A 22,618-nucleotide genomic window follows, 5' to 3' on the forward strand; every position below is an offset into this window, starting at 1 on the left:
GACGGGCCCCGTTAAGGCGGTCAGTCGTCGAGGGCGTCCATGACCTTTTCGAGGTCGACGAACTTGAAGTTGGTCGAGTCGCGGTCGCTGTCGCCAGGGGCGTCGTGTCCGTCCTGGACGACGAGGAGGCCGTTGGGGTACTGGGAGCCGAGCGGGGCGTTGAGGACGGCGGCACCGTCGCACTCCTCGGAGCCGTCGAGGGTGTCGTTCGCGGCGGTGACCCGGAAGCCGCCCTCGTACTCGTTGGCGTCCTCCAGCTCGCGGTCGTAGGCGGCGAAGGTGTTGTCGCCCTGGCTGGAGGCGAGGATGTAGCCGTCGCCGTCGGACTCGGTGAGCAGCGTCAGTCCCTCGACGTCCGCGGAGATCTTCGTGCCGCCGAAGCCGGGGTCGGTGCCCGGCGTGCACTCCTCGGTCTCCTCGTCGTAGGCGCCGGGAACGCCGTACTCGCGGACCTTGTCAATCAGCTTCGGCGTGCCGGTGAGGTCGGCACGCATCCGCCAAACTCCGATGTCTTCCTGGCCGGCGTAGAGCATGCCGTTGGCCGGGTCGACGACCATGCCCTCGACCTGCGGCAGCTCGCCGGGCTCGCCGCACGGGGACCACGAGGTGCCGTCGGGCAGCCGGAAGGAGGAGGGCAGGTCCAGGGTGCGGAGCTTGCGGTAGGTGACCTTGCCGTCCGTGGCTGGCAGCAGTTCCAGGAGGGCGATGCTGGTGCGCTCGCGGCGGCTGACCAGGGCGAAGGACTTCCCGGTCGTCGGGTCCGTCCAGGTCGCCAGGCCGTAGGCGGTCCGCTGGTCGTTGATCTCGGCTTGGCCCTGTGAGAATACAGGCGGGGCGGCGGGGGCGGTGACGTCTGTCAGTGGGCCGCCGGCCCGGTCGCGGTCGATGCGGTAGAAACGCAGCCGGTCGTGGCCCCGGTCGCTGGTGACGGCCAGGTCGGCCTTCCCGGAGGAGAGGCGCAGGCCGTGCACGAGGTCCACGTTGTTGAATCGGCCGGGGGCGTCTTCCTCGCCCGCGGCGGGGGGCGCGGCTACCGACTGCACCGGTCGTGCGTCCAGATCGTAGACGCGCAGACCGCCCTCCTTGGCGGTGGCGATGACGAGGCTGCGGCCGGGGGCGGCGGCGTTGCGCCAGATGGCCGGGTCGTCCGCGTCGGCGTTGCCGCCCTCGTCGCCGTCGTGCAGCACAGGTGTCTCCGCACGGGGGGTCACGGCGGGCAGGGTGCCGGCGTATGTGCGGTGCTGGGCCTCGGCGGGCACGGCCAGTGCCGCCGCCGCGAGAGCCGTGGTCACGGTCAGCACGGCTGATCGGACGATGGTGGAGTGAGTCACTCAAGTCTCCTCTGCAGGGGGGTTGTTGGACCTGCGAGAGCCTGGTGCCGGAGAGTGTCCGTAAGGCAGCGGCCGCGCGGCGGGTAACACCGGACTCCGGTGTACACGCGGTGAACGATCGCATGCTGTGCGTCACAGAGGCCCGTCGCAGGGAGGGGCTCGTTCGCGACCCGTGCCCGGCGACCCCCGGCATGCGTGCCCGTCGTCCCTCCCGTGGACACCGGCGGGCCGCGGCCGAACAGATCGACGATGCTTCATCACGGCTTCACGCACTCGCCTCGTGGACGTACCGTCCTCGCCCCTCGCGGAGACGTTGGATGAATCCCAGACTTCGCCGCTGCCCCCGGGGCCACGCCGGCCTTCGCCCCAACTCCTGCGATGGGCCTGACCAGTTCGCTCGGCGGGCGCATGCCGCCCGTTGACGTCGAGCAGGAGAGAGACCCATGGGGGACGGGCGGAGCCGCGGAAGCGCTCGGCTGGGCAGTGGTCAGTCGGCGGCCGCCGACCGCGGCGCTCGCCCTGCCGGAGTACCGCCTGCGGAACCGCACGGTGCTGGCCGGACTGCTCGGGCTCGCCGCCGGTGCCCTATGCCTCGGCTGGACGTACCTCGTGGTGGTGCGGCCTCTGAAGGCCCTGACCCGGCAGGCCGACGCGCTCGCCGACGGAGACCGCCTCACCATGCTCCCTCCGCGCCATGACGACGAGGTTGGCGCGATCGCCCGGAATTCGGAGCTGATCGGGCTGACGGAGGCTCTGACCTGACGGGCATGCAGGAGGACGGCCCGCTCCCTACTTGGTCGCGCCTTGGGCGAAGCCGTTGTAGATGTAGCGCTGGAGGAACAGGAAGATGACCAGCGTGGGGATGATGACAAGAACCGCTCCGGCCGAGATGTTCTCCCAGTGGGCTCCGAACGGTCCTTTGAACCGGAACAGGGCGGTGGAGACCGTGCCGAGTTCCTGGGAGGGCATGTAGAGGAAGGGGATGTAGAAGTCGTTGTAGACGGTGATCCCCTTGATGATCACCACGGTTGCGATCGCCGGCTTGAGTAGCGGGAAGATGATCTTCCGGTAGATCGTGAACGAGTTCGCCCCGTCCAGCCGCGCGGCTTCGTCGAGTGAGACCGGGATGCCGCGGATGAACTGCAGGAAGACGTAGATCGAGACGATGTCGGTGCCCATGTAGAGCAGGATCGGGGCCCAGCGCGTGTCGAACAGCCCGAAGCTGTTCACCACCTGGAAGGTGGCGACCTGGGTAGTGACCCCGGGTACGAGGGTGGCGATGAGGAAAAGGCCCATGACGAGCTTCTTGGCCCGGAAGTGGAAGCGGTCGATGGCGTAGGCCGTCATCGACCCGATGATCACGGTGCCGCTGATGGAGAACAGCAGGATGAACGCGGTATTGCCGAAGGCCGTCAGCATCGCGCCGTCGGAGAACGCGGTCGCGTAGTTGCTGAAGTTGAACCAGTTGCCCGGCAACGACAGCGCGCCGCCGTCCGAAGCTTCCTTGGACGTTTTCAGAGACGTGAGGAAGACGACGCTGAGCGGGAGAAGGACCACCAGTGAGGCGATGACGAGCGACAGGTAGATCAGCGTCTGACCGATGCGGCCACGGCGTCGAACGCGTCGCGTGTCGGACACGGAACGGGTGGTGGCAGCTGTCTGCTGGGCCGTGGTCATACGAGGTCCACCTTTTCGTCGGGCACGAGACGGCGCTGGATCCAGGTGATCAGCAGGATGATCAGCAGCAGCACCACCGCGGCGGCCGAGGCCAGCCCGGTCTTGTTGAACTGGAAGGCGAGCTTCACCGTCTGGATGACGAACGTCGACGTGCCGGTCGCGCCGCCAGTCATGATGTACGGGATCTCGAAAACGGCGAGCGAACCGGAAATCGCCAGGATGATGCTCAGGCTCAGTACGGGCCGGATGCTCGGCGCGATGATGTGGCGGAACTGCTGCCAGCGGGTCGCGCCGTCGAGCTGGGCGGCCTCGTAGAGTTCGCCGGGGATCGACTGGATGGCGCCGAGGAACAGGACGAAGTTCAGGCCGGTGAAGCGCCAGACGGATACGCCGGCGAGTGAGGTGTTCGCCGACTCGGGGTCGCCCAGCCAGGCGTGGTCGGTGTCCGCCCCGAACCAGGACAGGACCGAGTCCAGGGTTCCGCCGTCCTGGAAGAAGTACAGGAAGACGAACCCGATCGCCACGCCGTTGATGAGGTAGGGGAAGAAGAGCAGGCCCTTGAACAGGTTGCGGAACCGCAGATCGAAGCTGAGCACCGTGGCGAAGTAGAGCGCGATGGCGATCTGCGCCACGGAGGCTGCCAAGTAGTAGAAGCTCACGAAGAACACCCGGAAAAGCTCGGGCCGGGTGAAGATCTGGACGTAGTTGTCCGCTCCGGTGAAGTTCCGGTCGGGGCTGATGCCGTCCCAGTCCGTGAAGCTGTAATAGATCATGTTCCCCACAGGTACGTAGGTGAACGTGATCAGCAGTACCAGGGGCGCTGCCAGGAACAGCCACGGAGTCGCGTGGCGGAGCAGTTGCCCCCACGTCCGGCGTCCCTGAGGGTGACTGGTGCCGCTCGCTTTGGTCCTGCGACGGGAGGCCACCGCGCGGTCCGTGTTCACGCTCGCGACCTCGGTCGTCTTGGTCATGTCGGGCCTTTCGTCATCCGCGTCTCGATTCCTTGTGCGCGGGAGGGTGGGGCCCCGGCCGGTGTCGTTCGGCCGGGGCCTCCCTCGCCGGGTCAGGATCCGGCGGTCTTCGCTGCCTCGTCCCACCGCTTGTTCAGGTCGGTGAAGTAGTCCTCGAGGCTGCCCTTCTGGGCTCCGCGGGCGATGTCGATCAGCTTCTGGCGGTAGTCGGGCTTGTTGAGCCCGATCTCGGCGGCGTTGTCGATGTCGTTGACCTTGCCCGTGTCGGACTCGGAGCGCTCCACATAGGTGACATCGTTGTCAACGAAGTCCTTGAGGGTGGCCGGCATCGGGGCCGACTTGAGGGTGGGGACGGCGCCCTCCTTGGCGGAGTAGCCCGACTTCTCGGTGAACCAGTCGATCCATGCGCGAGCCGCCTCCTTGTGCTTGGAGTGGGCGTTCACGGCCTGCTGGTAGTCGGAGACGAGGGTGGCGCAGTGGCCGTCGCCCTTCAGGACCGGGAGGGGCATGTAGCCGATGTCGTCCGGGTTCTTGCCCGCCTTCTTCGCGGCATCCTGCATCTGGGTGATCGACCAGGAGCCCACCATCATGGAGCCGATCTCGCCCTTGGCGAGCTTGGTCTTGGAAGCTTCCCAGTTGGTGGTGCTGGGGTCCTTCTCCGACAGCTTCCCCTTGACGATGTCGTGCAGCAGGGTGTCGATCACCCGGAGTTCGCTTCCCTGCTTCCAGGGGGAGACGGGACCGGCGAGCTTGTTGGTGGCGTTCTCGTCGCAGGTGACGGAGCCGATGTTGGTGGTCCACTGGACGAGCGGCCACCCGTCCTTGAAGTTGGTGTAGTAGGGGGTGGCGCCGGTCTTGGTCCTGATTGCCTCCAGTCCGCCGAGGAACTCGTCCGGTGTGGTGGGCCAGGCGGTGATGCCCGCCTTCTTCCACAGGGCCTTGTTGTAGACGAAGCCGTTGGCGGTGCCGAACTGGGCGATGCCGTAGACCTTGTTGTCGACGGCGGACTTGTCGCTGAAGCGGTACTTGTCCGCCATCTTGATGGAGGTGCCCAGGGGGGCGAAGAACTTGGGGTAGTCGTTCTTGGAGACGGACGCCGGGATCATGAGGACGTCGCCGTAGTCCTCGGTGTTCATCCGGATCTTGACTTCGCCCTCGTAGTCGGTCAAGCCCTCGAACTTCACCTTGACCTTCGGGTAGATCTTGTTGAACTCCGCCGCGTACGCGTCCATGGCCCCGCTCTGGACCAGGTCCGTCCGCTGGGTGAGGACCGTGATGGAGCCGGTCGCCTTGCCCGGGTCGGCGGGGGCCTCGGCCATCTCGGTCGAGGGCGCCCCTCCGCCGCTACAGCCCGTCGCGGTCAGCGTCGCGATGGCCAAAAGTGCACCTGCGAGCGTCTTGGTCTTCCCCATGTGCCCAACTCCTTCAGATGGCGGCTCAGGTCTGCGGTGGGATGTTGGCACTATGACAGCCAGTGTGTGAACCGGTAAAGCTCTCATTTCCCGGACGATGCCTAATCGTTACCAGGTGATGCTTTGGTGCAGGTTAGAGGGCCTGGAAATGTTCGGTGCGTTACAAGTCCGTGACTAGACCGGTTTATGGACAGTGATCGAGTGGCGGGTTAAGTTGTGCGACGTCACACATCTGCCAGCACGCGCACTGGGCGATTGGAGCCGCATATGAAAGACGTCACCCCGCTTACCGATGGCTGGACCCTGCGTCATGGCCAGGATCAGCTCCCCGCTCAGGTCCCGGGCTGCGTCCACACCGATCTGCTCGCCGCCGGAGTCATTCCGGACCCGTTCCTGGAGCTGAACGAGACCGAGGTCGCCTGGGTCGGACGGCGTTCGTGGACCTATGCCACCGACGTGCTTCACCACAGCCGGCACGAGCGCACCGACCTCGTCTTCGAGGGCCTGGACACCGCTGCGCGGATCACCTTCGACGGACAGGAGGTGGGAGCTACCCGGAACATGCACCGCACCTACCGGTTCGACGTCACGGGGCTCGCCGGCAGGCTGGAGGTGAACTTCGCCTCCGCCTACACAGAGGCCGAAGCGGTACGGGCGATCACCGGAGACCGGCCCAACGTCTACCCCGAGCCGTTCCAGTACATCCGGAAGATGGCCAGCAGCTTCGGCTGGGACTGGGGGCCGACGCTCGTCACCGCGGGCATCTGGCGGCCCGTGCGTCTGGAGCACTGGTCGACGGCGCGTCTTGCGTCCGTAAGGCCGCTCGTCACCGTCGACGAAGCCACGGGAAACGTCGAGGTCAGACTGCAGGTCGAGCGCACCACCGGAGGTGCGAACGCGAGCCTGCTGGCTCGCGCCACGGTGGCCGGCGAAACGGCAGAGGTCCGCTTCGAGGGCGACGAAGCCGTGCTGCGCCTGGCGGTCGACGCACCACAGCTCTGGTGGCCGCGCGGCTACGGTGACCAGCCGCTGTACGACCTCGACGTCACGCTGTCCGACGAGCACGGTCAGCTGGACACCTGGCACCGGCGCATCGGCTTCCGCACCATCGAACTTGACCGCACGGCCGACGCGCGGGGCTCGGGTTTCACCTTGGTCGTCAACGGTGAGCGCGTGTTCGCCCGAGGGGTCAACTGGATCCCCGACGATGTGTTCCCCTCCCGGGTCACGCCGGAGCGCTACCGCACCCGGCTCGGCCAGGCCGCCGACGCCAATGTCGACCTCGTGCGCATCTGGGGCGGCGGCATCTACGAGGACGAAGCGTTCTACGACGTCTGCGACGAGCTCGGGCTCATGGTCTGGCAGGACTTCCTGTTCGCCTGCGCCGCCTACCCGGAGGAGCAGCCGCTGCGGGGAGAGATCGAGGCAGAGGCGCGTGACAACGTTGTCCGGCTGATGCCGCACCCCAGCCTGGTCCTGTGGAACGGCAACAACGAGAACCTCTGGGGGTTCCGCGACTGGGACTGGGAGCCCGGCCTCGCGGGCGACTCGTGGGGCGAGGGCTACTACCTGGGTCTGCTGCCCCGTCTGGTCGCCGAACTCGACCCCACCCGGCACTACGCCGCGGGCAGCCCCTGGTCCGGATCGTGGGACCACCACCCGAACGACCCCGATCACGGCACGTATCACTCCTGGGAAGTGTGGAACCGCCAGGACTACGCTGAATACCGCACGAACGTTCCCCGGTTCGTCGCCGAGTTCGGATGGCAGGCCCCGCCGACGATGGCCACCCTCCGGCGCGCGCTTCCGAACGAGGTGCTGGCCCCCGACTCCCCGGGCATGCTGCATCACCAGAAGGCCGAGGACGGCAACGGCAAGCTCAACCGCGGCGTCGCCCGCCACTTCACCCTACCCGAGGGCGACTTCGACCGGTGGCACTACCTGACCCAGGTCGTCCAGGCCCGTGCCGTCGCCGCAGGCATCGAGCACTGGCGCTCCCACTGGCCGACATGCGCCGGCACCGTGGTCTGGCAGCTCAACGACTGCTGGCCGGTGAGCTCCTGGGCCGCGATCGACGGGGACGGCCGCCTCAAACCGCTCCACCACGAGTTGCGCCGTGTCTACGCGGACCGGCTGCTGACCCTCCAGCCCGGCGACGAGGGCCTCGTCCTCGCAGCCATCAACCAGGCCCCCACCGAATGGCGCACCACGGTGACACTGCGCCGCCTCGAAGCCGACGGTGCCACCGTCGGCCAAGGCACGCACGAGGTGACCGTAGCCGCGCGTTCCGTCGCGCGACTCCCGGTTCCCGCCGAGCTGGTGCCGGACGAGCGCAGCGCCAAGGAATTCCTCGTCGCCGACGCCGACGGCCTGCGGACCACGCACTTCCCGGTGCCCGACAAGGAGTTCGCCTACGCCCAGCCGTCCTTCGCCGTCGAGGTGGAGACGGTCACGGGGAGCGAAGGTAAGGTGGACATCGTGGTTGATGCACACACCCTCGTCAGGGACCTCCTGCTTCAGGCAGACCGGCTGAGCCCCACCGCCGCCGCCGACCGCGGCCTCACCACCCTGCTCCCCGGGGAGCAGGTACGGATCCGGATCGACGGCTGTGGCCAAATCAGCGCGGAGGACGCGCGGTCCGCCCTGTACTGCGCGGATACCAAGTGACCGGTCCGGCACGCATCACCATCAAGGACGTCGCAGCCCGTGCTGGCGTCTCCAAGGGTGCCGTCTCGTTGGCGTTCAACAACAAACGGGGTGTTTCGGATATCACGCGCGAGCGCATCTTCGCAGCCGCGCGGGAGCTGAGCTGGGCGCCGAATCAGACAGCACGCAGCCTCTCCAGTCAGAGAGTCGACATCATCGGGCTGGCCCTGTGCCGGCCGGCCCGGCTGCTGGGCCTGGAACCGTTCTACATGGACTTCATCTCCGGCATCGAGAGCGTGCTGGCCGAACGGTCCTGTTCGCTGCTTCTGCGGCTGGTGCGCGATGTCGACGAAGAGATCGACGTGTACAGGACGTGGTGGCGCAGCCAGACGATCGCCGGCGCTGTCCTGGTCGACTTCAAGGAGAACGACGCGCGGGTTCCGGCGCTTCAGGCAGTAGGGCTGCCCGCGGTTGCGGTCGGGCACCCGTCACTCACGGGGTCCTTCCCCGCGGTGTGGACCGACGATGCCACGGCGACAGCTGAGGCCGTCCGCTACCTGGCCGCGCTCGGCCACCGGCGGCTGGCGCGGGTCGGTGGTCCAGCCGAGTTCGGGCACAGCGCCATCCGGACGGCAGCCTTTGCCGCGACGGTGCGGGAGCTCGGACTTGAAGAAGGACACCAGATAGCGACCGGCTTCGATGGGAAGGAAGGGGCGCGTGCGACCCGCGCACTCCTCCTGGCGGGGGAACGCCCCACCGCCATCATCTATGACAACGACATCATGGCGGTCGCCGGCGCGGGAGTCGCGGCGGAGATGGGCTTCGTGGTCCCGGACGACCTCTCCCTGCTCGCCTGGGATGACTCCCACCTGTGCCGGATCACCCACCCGCCACTGTCCGCCATGAGCCACGATGTTCACCACTTCGGTGCGGAGGTTGCTCGGTCCCTCTTCGCTCTGATAGAGGGCATGCCCACCGGAGACCTTCAGGTCCCGACTCCTTCGCTCACTCCTAGGGGATCCACCGCACCAGCGCCGCAGCGGTAGGTCATTGCAGATTGGTCGAGGCCGTGCCCCGGGTTTCAGGGGCACGGCCTCGACCTCTTTGCGGCGCTCGTCGAAGTCGGTGGCCAGGTCCAGGTACTCGGCCCCGCTGCCGTTTCCACTCCAGGACCAACCCATGTAGCCGATTCCCAACTGCTGGGCAGCCGCCATGTTCGCGTCCTCGTCGGGTTGCCGTCCGAGTGCGCGTCGCCGAATTCGCCGACGACAATCGGAAGTTTCTGTGCAACGAACCCGTTCAAATAGTCCTGAACTTCGACGGCCGCGTCGTAGACGCCGTACATGTGGATCGAGAAGACCGTGTTCTTGTCGGGGTCGGATGCGAATACGCCGGCCGCGTCTCTCCGCATGGTTCCGGACCAGTCCTGGACCCAGTTGGGGGCGTCCACCATATTGGTGTGCCTGAATCCGGCGATCCATATGCTCTTGATAGCGTCGGCGGTTCCGTAGGTCCATTTCTCGTATCCCGTGTTTCCTACCGGTTCGTTGCCCAGGTTAAGGATTATGCGCTTTTCCTGCCCCTCGACCGCGCTTTTGATTCCCCTCCAGTGGTCCACCGCGCGGGAGAGCGGGACGGCGGCAACGGCCTCGCCGTACCCCGTGGTGTTGTGGGCCTCAAGGACGCAGATCAGGCGGCTGGCCTTGCATTGTTCGACGACGGCTGCGACGTCCGCGGTGTCGTTCCTGGTCCACTGGTCGCCTGTGCTCAGCACCACGCGAACCGAGTTGGCGCCGAGGGCCTTGATGCCCTTGAGCGCCTGCGGTGTCCTGGTCGTGTACCAGGTGTGCGCGTGATTGACCCCGCGCAGGACGAAGTCGTTGCCGTTCGCGTCGAGCAGGTGGCCGTCACTGACGTGGAACCCCGTAGGTGCCCCCGCGGCCTGAGCCGCGGAGGGTGCCGTGAGCACGGCGGCCGTGACAGCCAGCAGCGCTCCCGCTGCGGTGGCCAAGATTTTCCTCAGGTCTCGCTCCCCTGTGGTGGCGTGCACGCGGACCGGAACGGATCTCCGGCCGGGGCGTCACGCTCTGCCGTGAATGGCGGTTTCCTCTGCCCCGGACTGTGTTTCGAAGGCGCAACGAACGAGGCTTCCGCATCGCATGCTGCATTAAGAGATGCAGTCCGGGCGGATGAGTCCCCGCCGGCCGGAAAGTCATTGCTGCTCTCACCGGCCGACGAGGTTCTGGATCGCCAGAGAACACCCATGAGCAGTTCGCTCGAATTGCTGATAAGCGTGGGTGCGTCGCCTTGCAATTTGGCGACTTGGAACGACATTAGAGGCGGAAGTGCGGAGTGGCAACCGGTGAGGTCAAACAGATCTAGCTTAGCTCCGGTTCAATTGGCAGAAGGCCCCTGACTGTGCGTCAGGAGAGGCTCACGTCCACGGTGGCACGGTAGACGGTCCCATTCCCGGCCACCGTCACGGGCTCGCCAGCGGGCGCGTATACGGAGCTGCCGGCGGGCAACGCGATTTCGCGCTCCGGGCCGATGGCGGAGACCGTGCCGGCTGTGCAGAGAAGGATCTGCGGGGCAGCGAAGTCAAGCGTTACGGCTTCCCGGTGGGGGCCGGGCCGCACGACGGACAGTCGGAAGTCGTCGACGGGGGTGGCGAACACTTCCTCGCCGCTGTCCGTAGTGGTGGGCCGAAGGGTGCGTACGGGAGCGGCCGAGAAGGAAATCACACGGAGGAGTTCCTCGGAGTCCACGTGCTTGGAAGTCAGCCCGCAACGCAGCACGTTGTCCGAAGTCGCCATGACTTCCACTCCCAGGCCCCGTATGTAGGCATGTGGGATTCCGGCTCCGAGGAACAGTCCTTCGCCGGGAGCGAGCCGGAAGTGGTTGAGCATCAGTGCCGCCAGTAGCCCGGAGTCAGAGGGGTGCGCCCGTGCGATGGAGGCGTAGCCTGCGAAAGCGGCTTGGTACGGGCCGACCGTGCGTGCCTCGCGTGCCACGGCCCACGTGACGTCGTCCACGAGCGCGGGCCCCTCGGCCAGGAACGCCGAGAAAACCTGGCGGAGCGCGGATTCCTCCGGCACCGAACGCAGCATCGCGCAGTACTGATCCATGCGGTCGAGGTGCAATGCACTCAGAAGTCCGGCACAGTCCCGCGCCGTGCGAAAGCCGCAGAGCCCCTCGAACGAGCCGAGGGCGACGACCATCTCAGGCTTGTGATTGCCATCGCGATAGTTGCGGTGGGGGGCGTCGAGCGGGATCTCTTGCCCGTTCTCACGCTTGAAGCCGGCGGCGGCCCCGGCCAGGCCCGGGTGCACCTGGAGTGAGAGCGGCACCTCAGCAGCCAGCAGCTTGAGCAGGAACGGGAGACGAGGGCCGAAGCGTCGAAGAACCGGCTCACCCAGCTCTATTTCGGGTCCCTCCCCGATGACCCGGTCGAGGGGCTGAGGCTCCCCTTGCCGCCGGACCAGGGACGGAGCCGCCGGGTGGGCCCCCATCCACATCTCGGCCTGCGGAGTCCCGTCCGGTTCGACTCCGGCCAGTTCCGGAATGGCTGTGGCGGAGCCCCAACTGTAGTGACGAACGGTATTGATCATGCGGTCCATGCGTTGGTCCCTCTCGGGGGCGTCACCGGCCCGACCTCACGGTCGCGGTGCGCCCCTCTGGCGTTGCTGTCGGGCTACGGATTGGCGACACGGGGAAACGCGCTACGAGCGTGTCCCTGCCGCCAGCGCGCTGGTTCCGAGCTGCGAGGAGGCGACAGCAGCCGCCCCTATGAGCCCGGCGTCCAGAGCAAGGAGAGCCGGTACGACGGGCAGCCCTCGTGTGAAGTCGAGGACTGTGTAGTCGGCCATGCGCCGCCGCAAGGGAGCGAACAGCGTGTCGCCGGCCTGTGCCACGCCGCCACCAATCACCACGACATCGAGTTCGACGAGCGCCGCCGACGCCGAAATGGCCGCTGCCAGTGCCTGGGCCGCCCGCTCGTAGGCAGCCAGCGCCTGCGGGTTCCCAGCACGCGCCGCATCCGCGACCGCAGCCGCGTTCGGAGCCACCCCGGCAGGCGCGGACCACCCGGCCGCCTGTGCGTGCGCGGCTATTGCCGTACCGCTTGCGAAACCCTCGACGCAGCCGGGAGCACCGCACGGGCACAGCGAACCGTCGAGATCGACCGTGATGTGCCCGATGTGGCCGGCGTTCCCCGTCCGGCCGGTATGGAGCCGACCGTTGAGGATCAGGCCGCCACCGACCCCGGTGGACACCACCATGCACAGCGCGTTCTCGAAACCCCGCGCCGCGCCCAACCAGTGCTCCGCCGCAGCCATCGCCACGGCGTCCCCGACCAGGACCGGCCTCAGTCCCACCGGCAGACGCGGGTGGGCGGCCACCTTGTCGACCAGCGGAAAGTGCCGCCAGGCCGGAATGTTGACCGGGCTGACCGTGCCCGCGGCGGTGTCGACCGGGCCCGCGCTGGCGATGCCGAGGCAGGTCATCTCGTCCCACACCGGATGGGCCGTCAGTTCGTCGACGACCGAGGCCACCGCCGCCATGAGTTCCTCGGCGGATCTCTGTGCTGGCGTCGGCCGCTGTGCGCGCACGAACACGGTGCCCGCTTCGTCCACAAGAGCTCCGGCGATCTTTGTGCCGCCGATGTCCAGTGCTCCGTACACCGTCACGTCGCACACCTTTCGTGAGGGGAGCTGCTTCGTCATTTCGGAGGACACTCTGACCGCTTCTGACAACGTTGTCTAGTTTTCGGTTTAGTTAAGGTCAAGGTTTAGTAATGTTGATGGAGTGCGGAATCATGCCCAAGGGGGCAACGCGCTCATGCCGTGTGCCGACGGCCACCGGCGGCACACGGCACACGACGTCCTTCGTGGCTCAAGCGCACTCGGCTGTGGAGCCGGCGAGGTGTTCGGGTCGGGTCAGGTAGAGGTGCACACTGCGCCGTTCAGGGTGAAGGCCGCCGGAGCGCCGTTGGTGCCGGTCTGTGAGGTACCGCTGAAGCCGAAGTTCACGCTGGACCGTGGGGCGATGGATGTGTTGTAGCCGGTGGGGTGGGTCACGGTCACGCTCCGGCCGTCCTGGGTTCGGGTCGCGTTCCAGATCTGGGTGATGGCCTGGTCGCCGAGGAAGTGGAAAACAGCTCCCAACGGTCGACCGCGGCGGTGCCGGTGTTGCGGATCGTGACGTCCGTGTTGAAGGTGGGCCCCAGTCGGACAGCTGATAGGCGACCTCGCCTGGGGCGGCGGCCGCGGGTGACGTGGTCGGGGTCGGGGAGGGGGTGGTGGGCGGTGTGCGGCCACTCTTGGTGGTCATGTGAGCGGAGTGGTTGCGGAAGACGGTGAGTTCGGGGCCGCCCTGGGATACGCCGAACTTTCCGTCTATCTCGCGGTCCTGGTACCACCAGGAGGCGCGGTCGACGTTGTGGACGTTGAACTCGCCCATGAAGAACGGTTTGCCGACCTTGTCGTGCGAGTCGCTGATCCAGGCCCGGATCAGCTTCTTCGTCTCTTCGAGTGTCAGGTCCGCCCAGTGCTCGGTCGGGTATGGATGCGCTGAGGTGAAGTCCAGATACGGCGACTGCTGAAGGTGGACGAAGGGTTACCCTCGTCGCCACCGAACCCGTACTGCGTGCCGTGCCCCTCAATGCCGGCGCCCAGGAGATGGTTCGGGTCGATCTTCTTCATGAAGGCGCCCATCTCGTCGACCCAGGCCCGTAGGGTGGTCCCTTCGATGTCCTCCTCCGGACTCTGGGCTTCGTAGCGCGGCTCGTTCATCAAATCCCAGGCGAAGATCGTCGGGTCGTCCTTGTACTTGACGCCGGAGTAGTGGTTCGTCCGGTTCAGGGCGTAGCTCACGTAGTTCTTGTACGAGGTGAAGCATCCGGGCACCGCTTCTTGTCGAAGAGGCGGCGCGAGCCGGCTGTCCGCCGGACAGGCCCTCCCATCGGAGGCGGGTGTCGATACTGCCGTATGCCTCCCAGTAGTTCTCGAACACCGGCATGAGCCGCAACCCGTGGGTTCGGGCTGACTCGATGATGTAGTCGAACTGGGCGAACTGCTGCTCGTTGTACACCCCTCGGCCTTCTCGAAGCCGTGCCAGTCCTCGTGACTGAACATCCAAAGCCGGACGACATCGACACCGTCGTTACGCATGCGTGCGAAGTGGGCGTCGATGCGCGCCTTGTCCATGTACTCCGTCTCCGTGTCGCCGGAGCCCGAACCGTACGCGTTGGCCCCGGCGAAGTAGTACTCCTCGCCGTCCAGGCAGAAGCGGATACCGCACCGCGTCACGAAGGAGTCGGCGGCGGCCGATGCCGGGACTGGGCGCACGAGTGTCAGGCAGATGCCCGCCAGAGCGGCCAGGGGCAGTAATGCCAGAGGCCATGGACGCCTGGTTCGAGCGTGGGGGTGGGTACGCATCGCGTCTCTCTCGGCCGAAGGGAGCGGCCCGCAGCCTCGGGAAGGCCGACGGGTGGGCGAGCTGGCCTCGGCGGCTCGACGAGGCGAACTCCAGTTCTGCACCGGTTTATTGAGCAGGAACGTAAGGCGGTGACGTATGACTGTCAATCAATCGGGCAAGCCATATTTCTGCTGGTGAAGAGCCTTCTTCGGTTCGCGGTGCAGCTGGCCAGGAAGTTTAGCGGTTTAGTCTGCTAGGCGTTTTGTGCGTGGTGGACGGATCGTGAACCCGCTATTGACAGGGACGTAACACCCGGTGCCTCATGGTGTGGCGGCGACTCGTTCGAGCCACATCTGGCCGAAGTCGCGGCTGGACGACGTCAGTTGCCCGGCGCTACCCCCACCATCACGACTCCGGCGAAGCCTGCCCTCGGTGCCACCCGCACCGCACTGCACCCGGCGCTCACCAAGCGCGCCCAAAGGTCGGCAGACATCGTTGTCAGGTGAGTGTTGCCCGCCCTGCGGCCTCGTCCCGCTCAACCTGTCCACGCACCCGCACGCGAACTCGAGGAGAAATGATGCGAAAGCCGAGAAGTACCCTGATGGCAACGGCGGGCATGGCGTTCGCCGCCGCACTGGGCCTACTGGGATCGCTCGTCGGTCCCTCCGTCGGCGAGGCCCAGGCCGCGCCCACCGGCATCCGTGTCAGCGACGGACGGGTGGTCGAGGCGAACGGCGACGAGTTCGTCATGCGCGGGATCAATCACGCCTACACCTGGTATCCCGAGCAGACGACCGCCATAGCCGACATAGCGGCCAAAGGCGCCAACACCGTCCGCGTCGTCCTCGGAAGCGGCGACCGGTGGACGAAGACCAGTGCCTCCCAGGTCTCCGGTCTCATCGGTCAGTGCAAAGCCAACAAGGTCATCTGTGTGCTGGAGGTTCACGACACCACCGGCTACGGAGAGGACGGCGCCGCCACCACCCTGGACAAGGCCGCCGACTACTGGATCAGCGTGAAGAGCGCACTGGAGGGGCAGGAGGACTACGTCGTCGTCAACATCGGCAACGAGCCGTACGGCAACACGAACGCTTCTGCCTGGACGGGTGCCACCAAGAGCGCGATCAGTAAGTTGCGGAGCGCCGGACTCAACCACGCCCTGATGGTGGACGCCCCTAACTGGGGGCAGGACTGGTCCGGAACGATGAGGGCCAACGCTGCCTCGGTATTCGCGTCCGACCCCGACCGCAACACCATCTTCTCGATCCACATGTACGGCGTGTACGACACCGCCGCCGAGGTGCAGGACTACCTGAACCACTTCGTGAACAACGGGCTGCCCATCGTGGTGGGTGAGTTCGGCGACGCGCACAGCGACGGCAATCCGGACGAGGGCGCCATCATGGCGACCGCGCAGTCCCTGGGCGTGGGCTACATCGGCTGGTCCTGGAGCGGCAACGGCAGCGGCGTCGAGTACCTCGACATGGCCAACGGATTCGACCCGAACTCCCTGACGAGCTGGGGCAACCGCTTCATCAACGGAGCCAACGGCATCGCCGCCACGTCCGAGACCGCCTCCATCTACGGCGGCGGAGGCGAGCCCGGCGGCGGGGGCGACACGGGCAACGGTACCGCCCCCAACGGGTACCCGTACTGCGTCAACGGCAGCTCGTCCGACCCTGACGGTGATGGATGGGGCTGGGAGAACAGTCAGTCCTGCGTCATCCCGGGCGGCAGCGCCGACAGCGGTGGCGGGGCAGGCGACGGTACGGCCCCCAACGGGTACCCGTACTGCGTCAACGGCAGCTCGTCCGACCCCGACGGTGACGGGTGGGGCTGGGAGAACAGTCAGTCCTGCGTCGTTGCCGGCAGCGGCGCGGACAGCTGACAGCAGCCACGTGGGGCTCGTAGTCCTTTCAGCAGGCTGATTAGCGGACTCACGCACGCACATCCGACCGCTGACCCTCGGTCCGGCGAACTCGGCTGCCCGCGTGGGGGTCTGCGCGCAGGACTCGGTGGCAGCCCGCCCTCAGGAATTGGTCTGCCACTTTCCATAAGCAGCCGGCTGACCTGGGCCGGTGTTGCCGGCCATGGATATCCGCACTGAACGACGAGGCCCCGGCGGCGGCCGTTGAGCCACTGCCGGGACCTCGTGCCGTGCTATGCCCGTCCCCTGGCCAGAGCACGGACCAGGTCGAGACGTCTTCGTTACGAACGCTCCTCCCGGAGGTATGCGTCAGGCGTCGATCGCGTCGCTGTCGGTTGGGGGTCTGCCCAGTCGACGGTCCCTCCTGGGGGTCCGGACCCTGTCGCGTCGGGTACTGCAGCTCCAGAACTCGACAGCACCGCCTACTCCTGTGAGCGGCGACCCTGCCGGCGTCGTGAGCGTGTCACCAGTTGCCCTGCAAACAGCCCGGCGACACCGTGGTCTTCGCCGGCGGGCCCAGCAACGGCCGAATTACAGCGGGTCCAAGTACCTCGGCGAGATCCGCTCAGGGGACGCCGCCCTGAGGGCGACGCTCCGCGCTGCCTTGCCGGTACCGGTCAGGCCACGAGGAGCATCGGCATCTCGTACGACAAACCTACGGGTTTTTGATGCTCGTTTGACGCTCCGGGCGCCCTGCGGCCCTCGTTCCGGACCGCAAAGCATCTCTGACCTGGTGTTTTCCTCGTCCAGGCCGACATCTTTTCCGATGACTTCGCATGTTGAATGCGTGGCTATTTTGGAGCCTGCAGAAAAGGGTGCCTGACCTGCGGTTTTGTGGCCCGGGCGGATTGCTCGACCTGTTTCCTCCAGGTAAAGGGGTTGAGTGGCTGCATCGAGCCCTGTAGGGGGCCTGACCTGCGTTTTCTTGAGAGGTACGGCCGATTCGGCGGCGCTTGCTGGGGTTCTTTCGAGGAATCTTGACGCTCATATGACGCTCGAGTTCTGGAGGGAGACGCGTCGAGGAGACCGAGGCGTGGCCGGCCGGGGTCGCCTCGGGGAAGATCATCGACTCGGCGGGGATCAGCCGCGTCCGTCGGGACGCTCCCGTTGAACGGGCCGAGCCCGTCCGCCGCTACGGGACGTTGCTTTCGTGGCGCGGTGGGTGATGATGTCGGGTTCGTGGCCCCGGGCTCCGTATGGTCAGCGGGCTCCGGGAGAATCTCGGGCTGCCAGGGGCTCGGAGCCGAGGCCGCGAGGGGCTGACGAGCGTATCGCCGCAGCGACGGCGTGGCTTCCGGGGCGGGGAGGAAGGTGTTTCGCCCTGGCGGCCCACCTTGCCGGCAGTCGGCCGCCGGGATGTTGTGGTGACGGCAGGGCGGCCTCACGAACTGCCAAGGCCGGTGAACGTCCAGTTCACGTCGTACGGGGCGAGTTGGGCGGTGATCCGGCGGCGCTGGCCGGGGTCGACGACGGGAGGCAGGGAAACCATTGGGCGGCCGTCTGCCAGTTCGCACCGGATTTGTTCGTCGGCGACAGCGGTGCCGAGACCGGCCAGGGCTGTGGAGATCGCACGCCGCGTTGCGTCGAGGCGCAGAGGGACCTTGGAAGGTTTGCCGATGTCGGTCAGAGGCAGAGCCGGCAGGACGATGACGTCCTTGGGGGCGGCGGCTCGCTCGGGTACGTGCTGCGCGGCGAAGGCGATCAATTCGTCGGGGCCGGTGCCGGTCGTGCCGGGCCTGAGGGTGACGTAGGCGATGGGGACCTCGCCGGAGTGAGGGTCGGGGCGTCCGACGGCGCTTGCGCCGGTGACGGCCGGGTGGGTGAGGAGGGCGTCCTCGATGACGGCGGGGTCTATGTTGTGGCCGCCGCGGATGATCAGGTCCTTCGCGCGGCCGATCAGGTGGACGAATCCGTCAGAATCCACGCGCGCCAGGTCGCCGGTGTTGAGCCAGCCGTCGCGCACACTGCCGAGGGTGTCCAGACACGGTCCGGTGTCGTCGTGGCCGACGACGTAGCCGGGGAAGACGGTGGGGCCGCTGATGGCGAGAATGCCGGGTTCCCCCTGCGGCAGGTCGTGCCAGGTGCCGTCGTTGTCGATCCGTATCGTCTTCATCCGCTGGTAGGGCATGCGTTGGCCCGCGGCCTCCGGGCGCTGGTGCTCGTGCAAAAAGCTCCGAGCGCTGCCGCAGGTGGCTTCGGTGAGGCCGTACCCCTGGCAGAGCGGGGCGCCGGTGTGGTGCTCGAACGCCGCACGTACCGACGGCGGCAACGGGGACGCGCCGACTATTGCGAAGCGCAGCGAGGTGATGTCCGCGTCGAGCGGAATCCGGGCGAGGCCGGCGTAGACGGTCGGGACCGCGGACATGGTGGCGATCCGGAAATGCGCGACGATCTTCCAGAAGAGTGTGAAAAGCGCCGGTTCGCGGTAGCCGAGGGGGCCGGACCACACGCTGTGCTGACCGCGGAACAGCGGTGCCAGCAGGGTGACGACCAGGGCGTTGACGTGGAACAACGGCAGCCCGGCGAAGACTACGGAATCGGAGTCCAACGTGCTGTTGGCCGCGATCATCCAGGCGTCGGTCACCTCGTTGGCGTGGGTGTGCGCGGCCAGCTTGGGGGCGCCGGTGGTGCCGCCGGTGTGGAAGTACGCGGCCAGGTCGCCGGCCTTCGGGGGCACCACACCAGGATGGAGCTCTGCCGGCTGGGCGGCGGCCTCGACGTGCAGATAGGCGACGTGGACCCCCTCGATCCGTTCCAGTTCGGGCGCGGGCTCGGGTGCGCCGACCGGACGCAGGGCGAACAGCGCCGAGCAGCGGAGTGATGCCGCCGCGGTGCGGGCCGTCCGCCATGCGTCGGAGTCGAGTTCGGGTCCGGCCGCGACCAGGACCCTTGCCCCGCCCAGACCCAGCAACCGTTCGGCGTGATCGGCGGCGAGCGCCGGGTTGACCGGTGCCGCACAGCCCGCGAGCTGGGCAGCCAGGAGGGTGGCGGGCAGCAGGGCGGCGGTGGGGGTCAGCAGGCCCACGGCGGTGGTACGGCGGACGCCGTGCCGGTGGAAGAGGTTGGCGATGCGGTGCACTTGATCGCGCAGTTGCTCGAAGGACACGGTTTCGCCGCGCGTCCACTGCTCCGCGCTGGGCAGCATGGTGAGAGCCGGCCGGTCGGGCCACATCACGGCGGCGCGGGCCAGGACGGCGTACGTGGAACCGGGCAGGCCGCGGTCCTCGAGCGCGATGGACTCGATCTCCGTCAGGGCGCCCGGCTGGTCGTACGCCGGCCAGAGCAGATCGGGTTCAGGGGCGGTCACAGGAGCTGCCTTTCGACGGTGGGCTGGTTGATGGTGGGTAGGGGCCGACCGCGCGTTCCCGCGTGGGCGGGGGCGTCGGCAACGCTCGCCGGGCTACAGCAGGCCGTCCTCGGTCTGGGCGTACGACCAAGGGCGGAGGGTCTCCAGTGCCTTGCCGATGCGGAAGACGGCGGGGTCGTCGTAGGGGCGGCCGACGATCTGGAGGCCGGTGGGGACTCCCCAGCTCGACATGCCGGAAGGAACGTTGAGGACCGGGCAGCGGTTGTTGATGTTGAAAGGCGTGGTCATGGCGCTCCACAGGGTGTCGGCCACCTCCTCGCCGTGCACCACGACCTTGTCGCCGGCGAGATCGTCGCCCGCGTGCCAGCCGGGGACGGCGGTGGTGGGGCAGATCAGTGCGTCGAATCCGTCCATGGCGGTGGCGAGCGCTCGTTGCAACCGGTGTTCGGCGCGCAGGGAGTCGAGGTAACTCACCCGTGTGCGGGCGCGGGTCATGGTGTCGGCGAAGGCGACCGTGTACGGGCTGAGCAGGTCGCGGTGGGTTTCGGCGGCCTCGACGACGAGGGCGCCGAAGAGGGTCGAGAAATGGCCGGCGACCGCGGTGAGCAGGTCGAGGCGCGTCCAGGGGAGGGTGATCTCCTCCACGTGTGCGCCGGCGTCCGCGAGGGCCTGGGCGGCGGCGCGGGTGTGCGCCTCGATCTCCGGATGGACGTCGTACTCGCCGAGTCGGACGCACAGGGCGATACGTGCGCCGGTCACGTCCTCGTACGCGGTGGGTACGGTCAACTTGGGTCGGATCGAGGCGTGGTCGCGGGGGTCGGGGCCGGCCAGGACGTTCTGGAAGGCGATGACGTCGTCCACGGTGCGGGCCATGGGACCGTCGCCGCGGTAGTGGTCGGCGGTGAGCACGCCGAGGCCGGGGTTGCGTCCGTAAGGGGCCTTGAAGCCGACGGTTCCGGTGAACGCGGCCGGGATGCGGGTGGAGCCCCCGATGTCGGAGGCCGAGGCGAGCAGGGTCGTACCGGCGGCGAGGGAGGCGCCCGCGCCGCCCGAGGAGCCACCGGGGGTGAACTCGGGGTTCCAGGGATTGCGGGTGATGCCCCACATGCGGGAGTGCGTGTACGTGCTGAGGGAGAACTCCGGGGTCGCCGTGCGGGCGTGGATGATGCCGCCCGCGCCGAGGACGCGGTCGATCACGGGAGCGTTCTCCGTGGCGATGCGGCCCTCGTGGGCGAGGGAGCCTTCGGTCAGGGTGCGGCCCAGGATGGCGTGCTTCTCCTTGGCCGCGACCGGGATGCCCTCCAGCGGACGGGGGGCCAGGCCGTCTTTGCCGAGGTAGCGGGCCTCGGCGTGCCGGGCCTGTTCCAGGGCCTCGTCGAAGAGCCGCTCGGTGAAGGCGTTGATGCGCGGTTCGACCTTCTCCGCACGCTCGACGACGGCCCGCATGAGTTCGACGGGCGACAGCGCACGGCGGGCGAAGAGCTGGAGGGCGTCGGTAGCGCTGAGGTGGACGAGGTCATCGGCGGCGTGGGCGCGGCTGGACATGGGCGTGGCGTCCTTCCCGTACGGAGGCTGAAGCCGGTCGGTAAGCCGGTCGGTCGCTGTGCCGGCTGGCGTGCCGGTCGGTCGGCTGTCGTCCGGCGGTGGTGTCAGCCTCAGGTACCGGCCCCACCCGGCCTGCGGATTGCATGAATCCGCCAGGACCGGGGGCGGTGTGCCGGAAAGCGCAGCCGCAGGCTCGGAAGGAGGACTCGGACCAGACCTGGAGAGAGGGGGCGGTTCGGACGGGGGTGGTTCAGACGATCGGGTGCCACGGGTCGACCGGGACACAGCCGGTGCTGCGGCCGTCGCCACCGAGCAGGCGGCCCATGCGCTTGATCCAGCGCAGGTTCACGGCCCGATTGAGTACGCGCACGGAGGCGATCTGCGCGGCGGCCTGGACCTCGTAGCGACCGAGGTCGTCCAAGGCATGCAGCCACACCACGCTCAGCAGGTTCGCCTCGGCGGACACCGACGCCGCCATACGAGTGCTCCGCAGGCGACTCAATGCGTCGCCCGCCGCCATGAGCTGGGCGGGCGGTACGGACATCCAGAGCGTCGCCGAGCTGCGCCAGCCCGCGTACAGGTGGGCGGCGTCGCAGCGCAGTACCGCTCTGCCGCCTTGGAGCAGAGAGTGCAGCGACCGTCGCACCGTTGACTCCGGGCGGCCCAGTTCGGCGGCGATCGAGGTGACGGAGCGGCGGCCGTCCTCGGCGAGGACGCGCAGCAGGATGCGGTCCTCGGGCGTGAGCGTGGCCGCGACGGCGGTGTGGGCGCCACTGTCCTCGGTCTCCGCCAGCTCGCGCCTCTGGTCGCGGGAGAGGGAGTCCATGCGCCACTCGCTGCCGTCCCGGTGCACGTGCTGCACCAGGTGGGTGCGCGTGGCCGTCACCGCCTCGATACGGCCGAGGGCGAGTACGTACCCGCTCATCAACGACATGGTCGCCGTGGCCACCGTCAGGAGCAGGTCGCAGGATCCCGCCACCAGTTCCACGCTCATCGCCTGCGGGTGCCGGGCGAGCCGGCCGGCCAGGGCTTCCCGGGCCTGCGGCACGCACGACACCTCGATCAGGGCGAGGGCACCGTAGGTGACTTGGGAGGGAGACGCGTAGCAGGTGATCCACGCCTCACCGGAGTCCCGCAGCCGGGACCAGCGTCGGGAGAGCGTTGCCGCGTCCACGCCGAGCGGACGGGCCAGCTGCGCCCAGGGGGCGCGGGGCGCCATCTGCAGGGCGTTGACGAGGGCGAGATCGAGTTCATCGAGTGTTCCCCGGGACGGGGTGGTGGCGGCCCTGAGGCCGATGGGCCCTGCGGATTCATGCATGCGATCACCTTTCCGATGCGGATTCTTGCAATTGCGGGGTCGGGAGGGAAGTGGCCTGTTCTGTATGCCG

Annotated in this window: 16 protein-coding genes; 4 read left to right on the forward strand and 12 right to left on the reverse strand. The window is 67.7% G+C overall.

Features of this window, described 5'->3' with window-relative positions; translation table 11 throughout:
- Positions 1 to 20: 20 nt before the first annotated feature.
- Positions 21 to 1,331 (reverse strand): phytase, encoded by a 1,311-nt coding sequence (locus tag ACH4KB_RS35140; RefSeq protein ID WP_398070697.1) that lies wholly within the window; start codon positions 1,329 to 1,331, stop codon positions 21 to 23.
- A 378-nt stretch (positions 1,332 to 1,709) separates the two neighbouring features.
- Between ACH4KB_RS35140 and ACH4KB_RS35145 the strand changes: the two genes are divergently transcribed.
- Complete coding sequence (locus ACH4KB_RS35145) at positions 1,710 to 2,093, forward strand: HAMP domain-containing protein (protein WP_398070699.1); 384 nt, start codon at positions 1,710 to 1,712, stop codon at positions 2,091 to 2,093.
- Between the two features lie 27 nt (positions 2,094 to 2,120).
- Here ACH4KB_RS35145 and ACH4KB_RS35150 read toward each other — a convergent pair whose 3' ends face one another.
- From ACH4KB_RS35150 to ACH4KB_RS35160, 3 genes are all read right to left on the reverse strand, one after another.
- The gene (locus ACH4KB_RS35150; protein WP_398070701.1) at positions 2,121 to 3,008 is read right to left on the reverse strand and encodes a carbohydrate ABC transporter permease; all 888 of its coding nucleotides are present in this window, start codon (positions 3,006 to 3,008) and stop codon (positions 2,121 to 2,123) included.
- On the reverse strand, positions 3,005 to 3,979 hold the full coding sequence (locus tag ACH4KB_RS35155) for a carbohydrate ABC transporter permease (protein ID WP_398070703.1): 975 nt from the start codon (positions 3,977 to 3,979) through the stop codon (positions 3,005 to 3,007). The genes ACH4KB_RS35150 and ACH4KB_RS35155 overlap by 4 nt, the downstream gene beginning before the upstream one ends.
- A 92-nt stretch (positions 3,980 to 4,071) precedes the next feature.
- A complete protein-coding gene (locus tag ACH4KB_RS35160) occupies positions 4,072 to 5,391 on the reverse strand; it encodes an ABC transporter substrate-binding protein (RefSeq protein WP_398070705.1) in 1,320 nt (439 codons plus the stop codon).
- A gap of 267 nt (positions 5,392 to 5,658) precedes the next feature.
- Between ACH4KB_RS35160 and ACH4KB_RS35165 the strand changes: the two genes are divergently transcribed.
- Both ACH4KB_RS35165 and ACH4KB_RS35170 read left to right on the forward strand, forming a co-directional pair.
- Positions 5,659 to 8,058, forward strand: a complete 2,400-nt coding sequence (locus ACH4KB_RS35165) for a glycoside hydrolase family 2 protein (RefSeq protein ID WP_398070707.1) — start codon at positions 5,659 to 5,661, stop codon at positions 8,056 to 8,058.
- Positions 8,055 to 9,083 carry a LacI family DNA-binding transcriptional regulator gene (locus tag ACH4KB_RS35170; RefSeq protein ID WP_398070709.1) on the forward strand — a complete coding sequence of 343 codons (1,029 nt, stop codon included), beginning with the start codon at positions 8,055 to 8,057 and terminating at the stop codon, positions 9,081 to 9,083. The genes ACH4KB_RS35165 and ACH4KB_RS35170 overlap by 4 nt, the downstream gene beginning before the upstream one ends.
- A 35-nt stretch (positions 9,084 to 9,118) precedes the next feature.
- Here ACH4KB_RS35170 and ACH4KB_RS35175 read toward each other — a convergent pair whose 3' ends face one another.
- The 5 genes from ACH4KB_RS35175 to ACH4KB_RS35195 all read right to left on the reverse strand — a co-directional run bounded on the left by ACH4KB_RS35175 (position 9,119) and on the right by ACH4KB_RS35195 (position 14,381).
- A complete protein-coding gene (locus ACH4KB_RS35175; protein ID WP_398070711.1) occupies positions 9,119 to 10,087 on the reverse strand; it encodes a cellulase family glycosylhydrolase in 969 nt (322 codons plus the stop codon).
- 373 nt (positions 10,088 to 10,460) lie between these two features.
- Positions 10,461 to 11,654, reverse strand: a complete 1,194-nt coding sequence (manA, locus tag ACH4KB_RS35180; RefSeq protein ID WP_398070714.1) for a mannose-6-phosphate isomerase, class I — start codon at positions 11,652 to 11,654, stop codon at positions 10,461 to 10,463.
- A 102-nt stretch (positions 11,655 to 11,756) separates the two neighbouring features.
- Positions 11,757 to 12,722 (reverse strand): ROK family protein, encoded by a 966-nt coding sequence (locus tag ACH4KB_RS35185; RefSeq protein ID WP_398070716.1) that lies wholly within the window; start codon positions 12,720 to 12,722, stop codon positions 11,757 to 11,759.
- Positions 12,723 to 12,971: 249 nt separating this feature from the next.
- Positions 12,972 to 13,199, reverse strand: coding sequence for a cellulose binding domain-containing protein (locus ACH4KB_RS35190; protein ID WP_398070718.1), 228 nt, complete (start codon positions 13,197 to 13,199; stop codon positions 12,972 to 12,974).
- 369 nt (positions 13,200 to 13,568) lie between these two features.
- A complete protein-coding gene (locus ACH4KB_RS35195) occupies positions 13,569 to 14,381 on the reverse strand; it encodes a hypothetical protein (protein ID WP_398070720.1) in 813 nt (270 codons plus the stop codon).
- A gap of 671 nt (positions 14,382 to 15,052) precedes the next feature.
- Here ACH4KB_RS35195 and ACH4KB_RS35200 point away from each other — a divergent pair.
- Positions 15,053 to 16,339: a cellulase family glycosylhydrolase gene (locus ACH4KB_RS35200; RefSeq protein ID WP_398070722.1), complete on the forward strand. Its 1,287-nt coding sequence runs from the start codon at positions 15,053 to 15,055 to the stop codon at positions 16,337 to 16,339.
- Between the two features lie 1,420 nt (positions 16,340 to 17,759).
- Here the strand turns inward: ACH4KB_RS35200 and ACH4KB_RS35205 are convergent.
- The 3 genes from ACH4KB_RS35205 to ACH4KB_RS35215 form a co-directional block, all read right to left on the reverse strand.
- On the reverse strand, positions 17,760 to 19,685 hold the full coding sequence (locus ACH4KB_RS35205) for an acyl-CoA synthetase (RefSeq protein ID WP_398070724.1): 1,926 nt from the start codon (positions 19,683 to 19,685) through the stop codon (positions 17,760 to 17,762).
- A gap of 93 nt (positions 19,686 to 19,778) precedes the next feature.
- Positions 19,779 to 21,230 (reverse strand): amidase, encoded by a 1,452-nt coding sequence (locus ACH4KB_RS35210; RefSeq protein ID WP_398070726.1) that lies wholly within the window; start codon positions 21,228 to 21,230, stop codon positions 19,779 to 19,781.
- A 250-nt stretch (positions 21,231 to 21,480) separates the two neighbouring features.
- Entirely contained in the window at positions 21,481 to 22,548 is a 1,068-nt protein-coding gene (locus ACH4KB_RS35215; RefSeq protein WP_398070728.1) for an Lrp/AsnC family transcriptional regulator, read from the reverse strand.
- Positions 22,549 to 22,618: the final 70 nt, after the last annotated feature.

Source organism: Streptomyces sp. NPDC017520, assembly GCF_044329855.1.
Taxonomy (GTDB): Bacteria; Actinomycetota; Actinomycetes; order Streptomycetales; family Streptomycetaceae; genus Streptomyces.

Bases quoted from the DNA above. Each gene is read 5' to 3' on its own strand.
- ACH4KB_RS35145 (WP_398070699.1), top strand. From the start codon at position 1,710: ATGGGCCTGACCAGTTCGCTCGGCGGGCGCATGCCGCCCGTTGACGTC.
- ACH4KB_RS35150 (WP_398070701.1), bottom strand. From the start codon at position 3,008: ATGACCACGGCCCAGCAGACAGCTGCCACCACCCGTTCCGTGTCCGAC.
- ACH4KB_RS35155 (WP_398070703.1), bottom strand. From the start codon at position 3,979: ATGACCAAGACGACCGAGGTCGCGAGCGTGAACACGGACCGCGCGGTG.
- ACH4KB_RS35160 (WP_398070705.1), bottom strand. From the start codon at position 5,391: ATGGGGAAGACCAAGACGCTCGCAGGTGCACTTTTGGCCATCGCGACG.
- ACH4KB_RS35165 (WP_398070707.1), top strand. From the start codon at position 5,659: ATGAAAGACGTCACCCCGCTTACCGATGGCTGGACCCTGCGTCATGGC.
- manA (WP_398070714.1), bottom strand. From the start codon at position 11,654: ATGGACCGCATGATCAATACCGTTCGTCACTACAGTTGGGGCTCCGCC.
- ACH4KB_RS35200 (WP_398070722.1), top strand. From the start codon at position 15,053: ATGGCAACGGCGGGCATGGCGTTCGCCGCCGCACTGGGCCTACTGGGA.
- ACH4KB_RS35210 (WP_398070726.1), bottom strand. From the start codon at position 21,230: ATGTCCAGCCGCGCCCACGCCGCCGATGACCTCGTCCACCTCAGCGCT.
- ACH4KB_RS35215 (WP_398070728.1), bottom strand. From the start codon at position 22,548: ATGCATGAATCCGCAGGGCCCATCGGCCTCAGGGCCGCCACCACCCCG.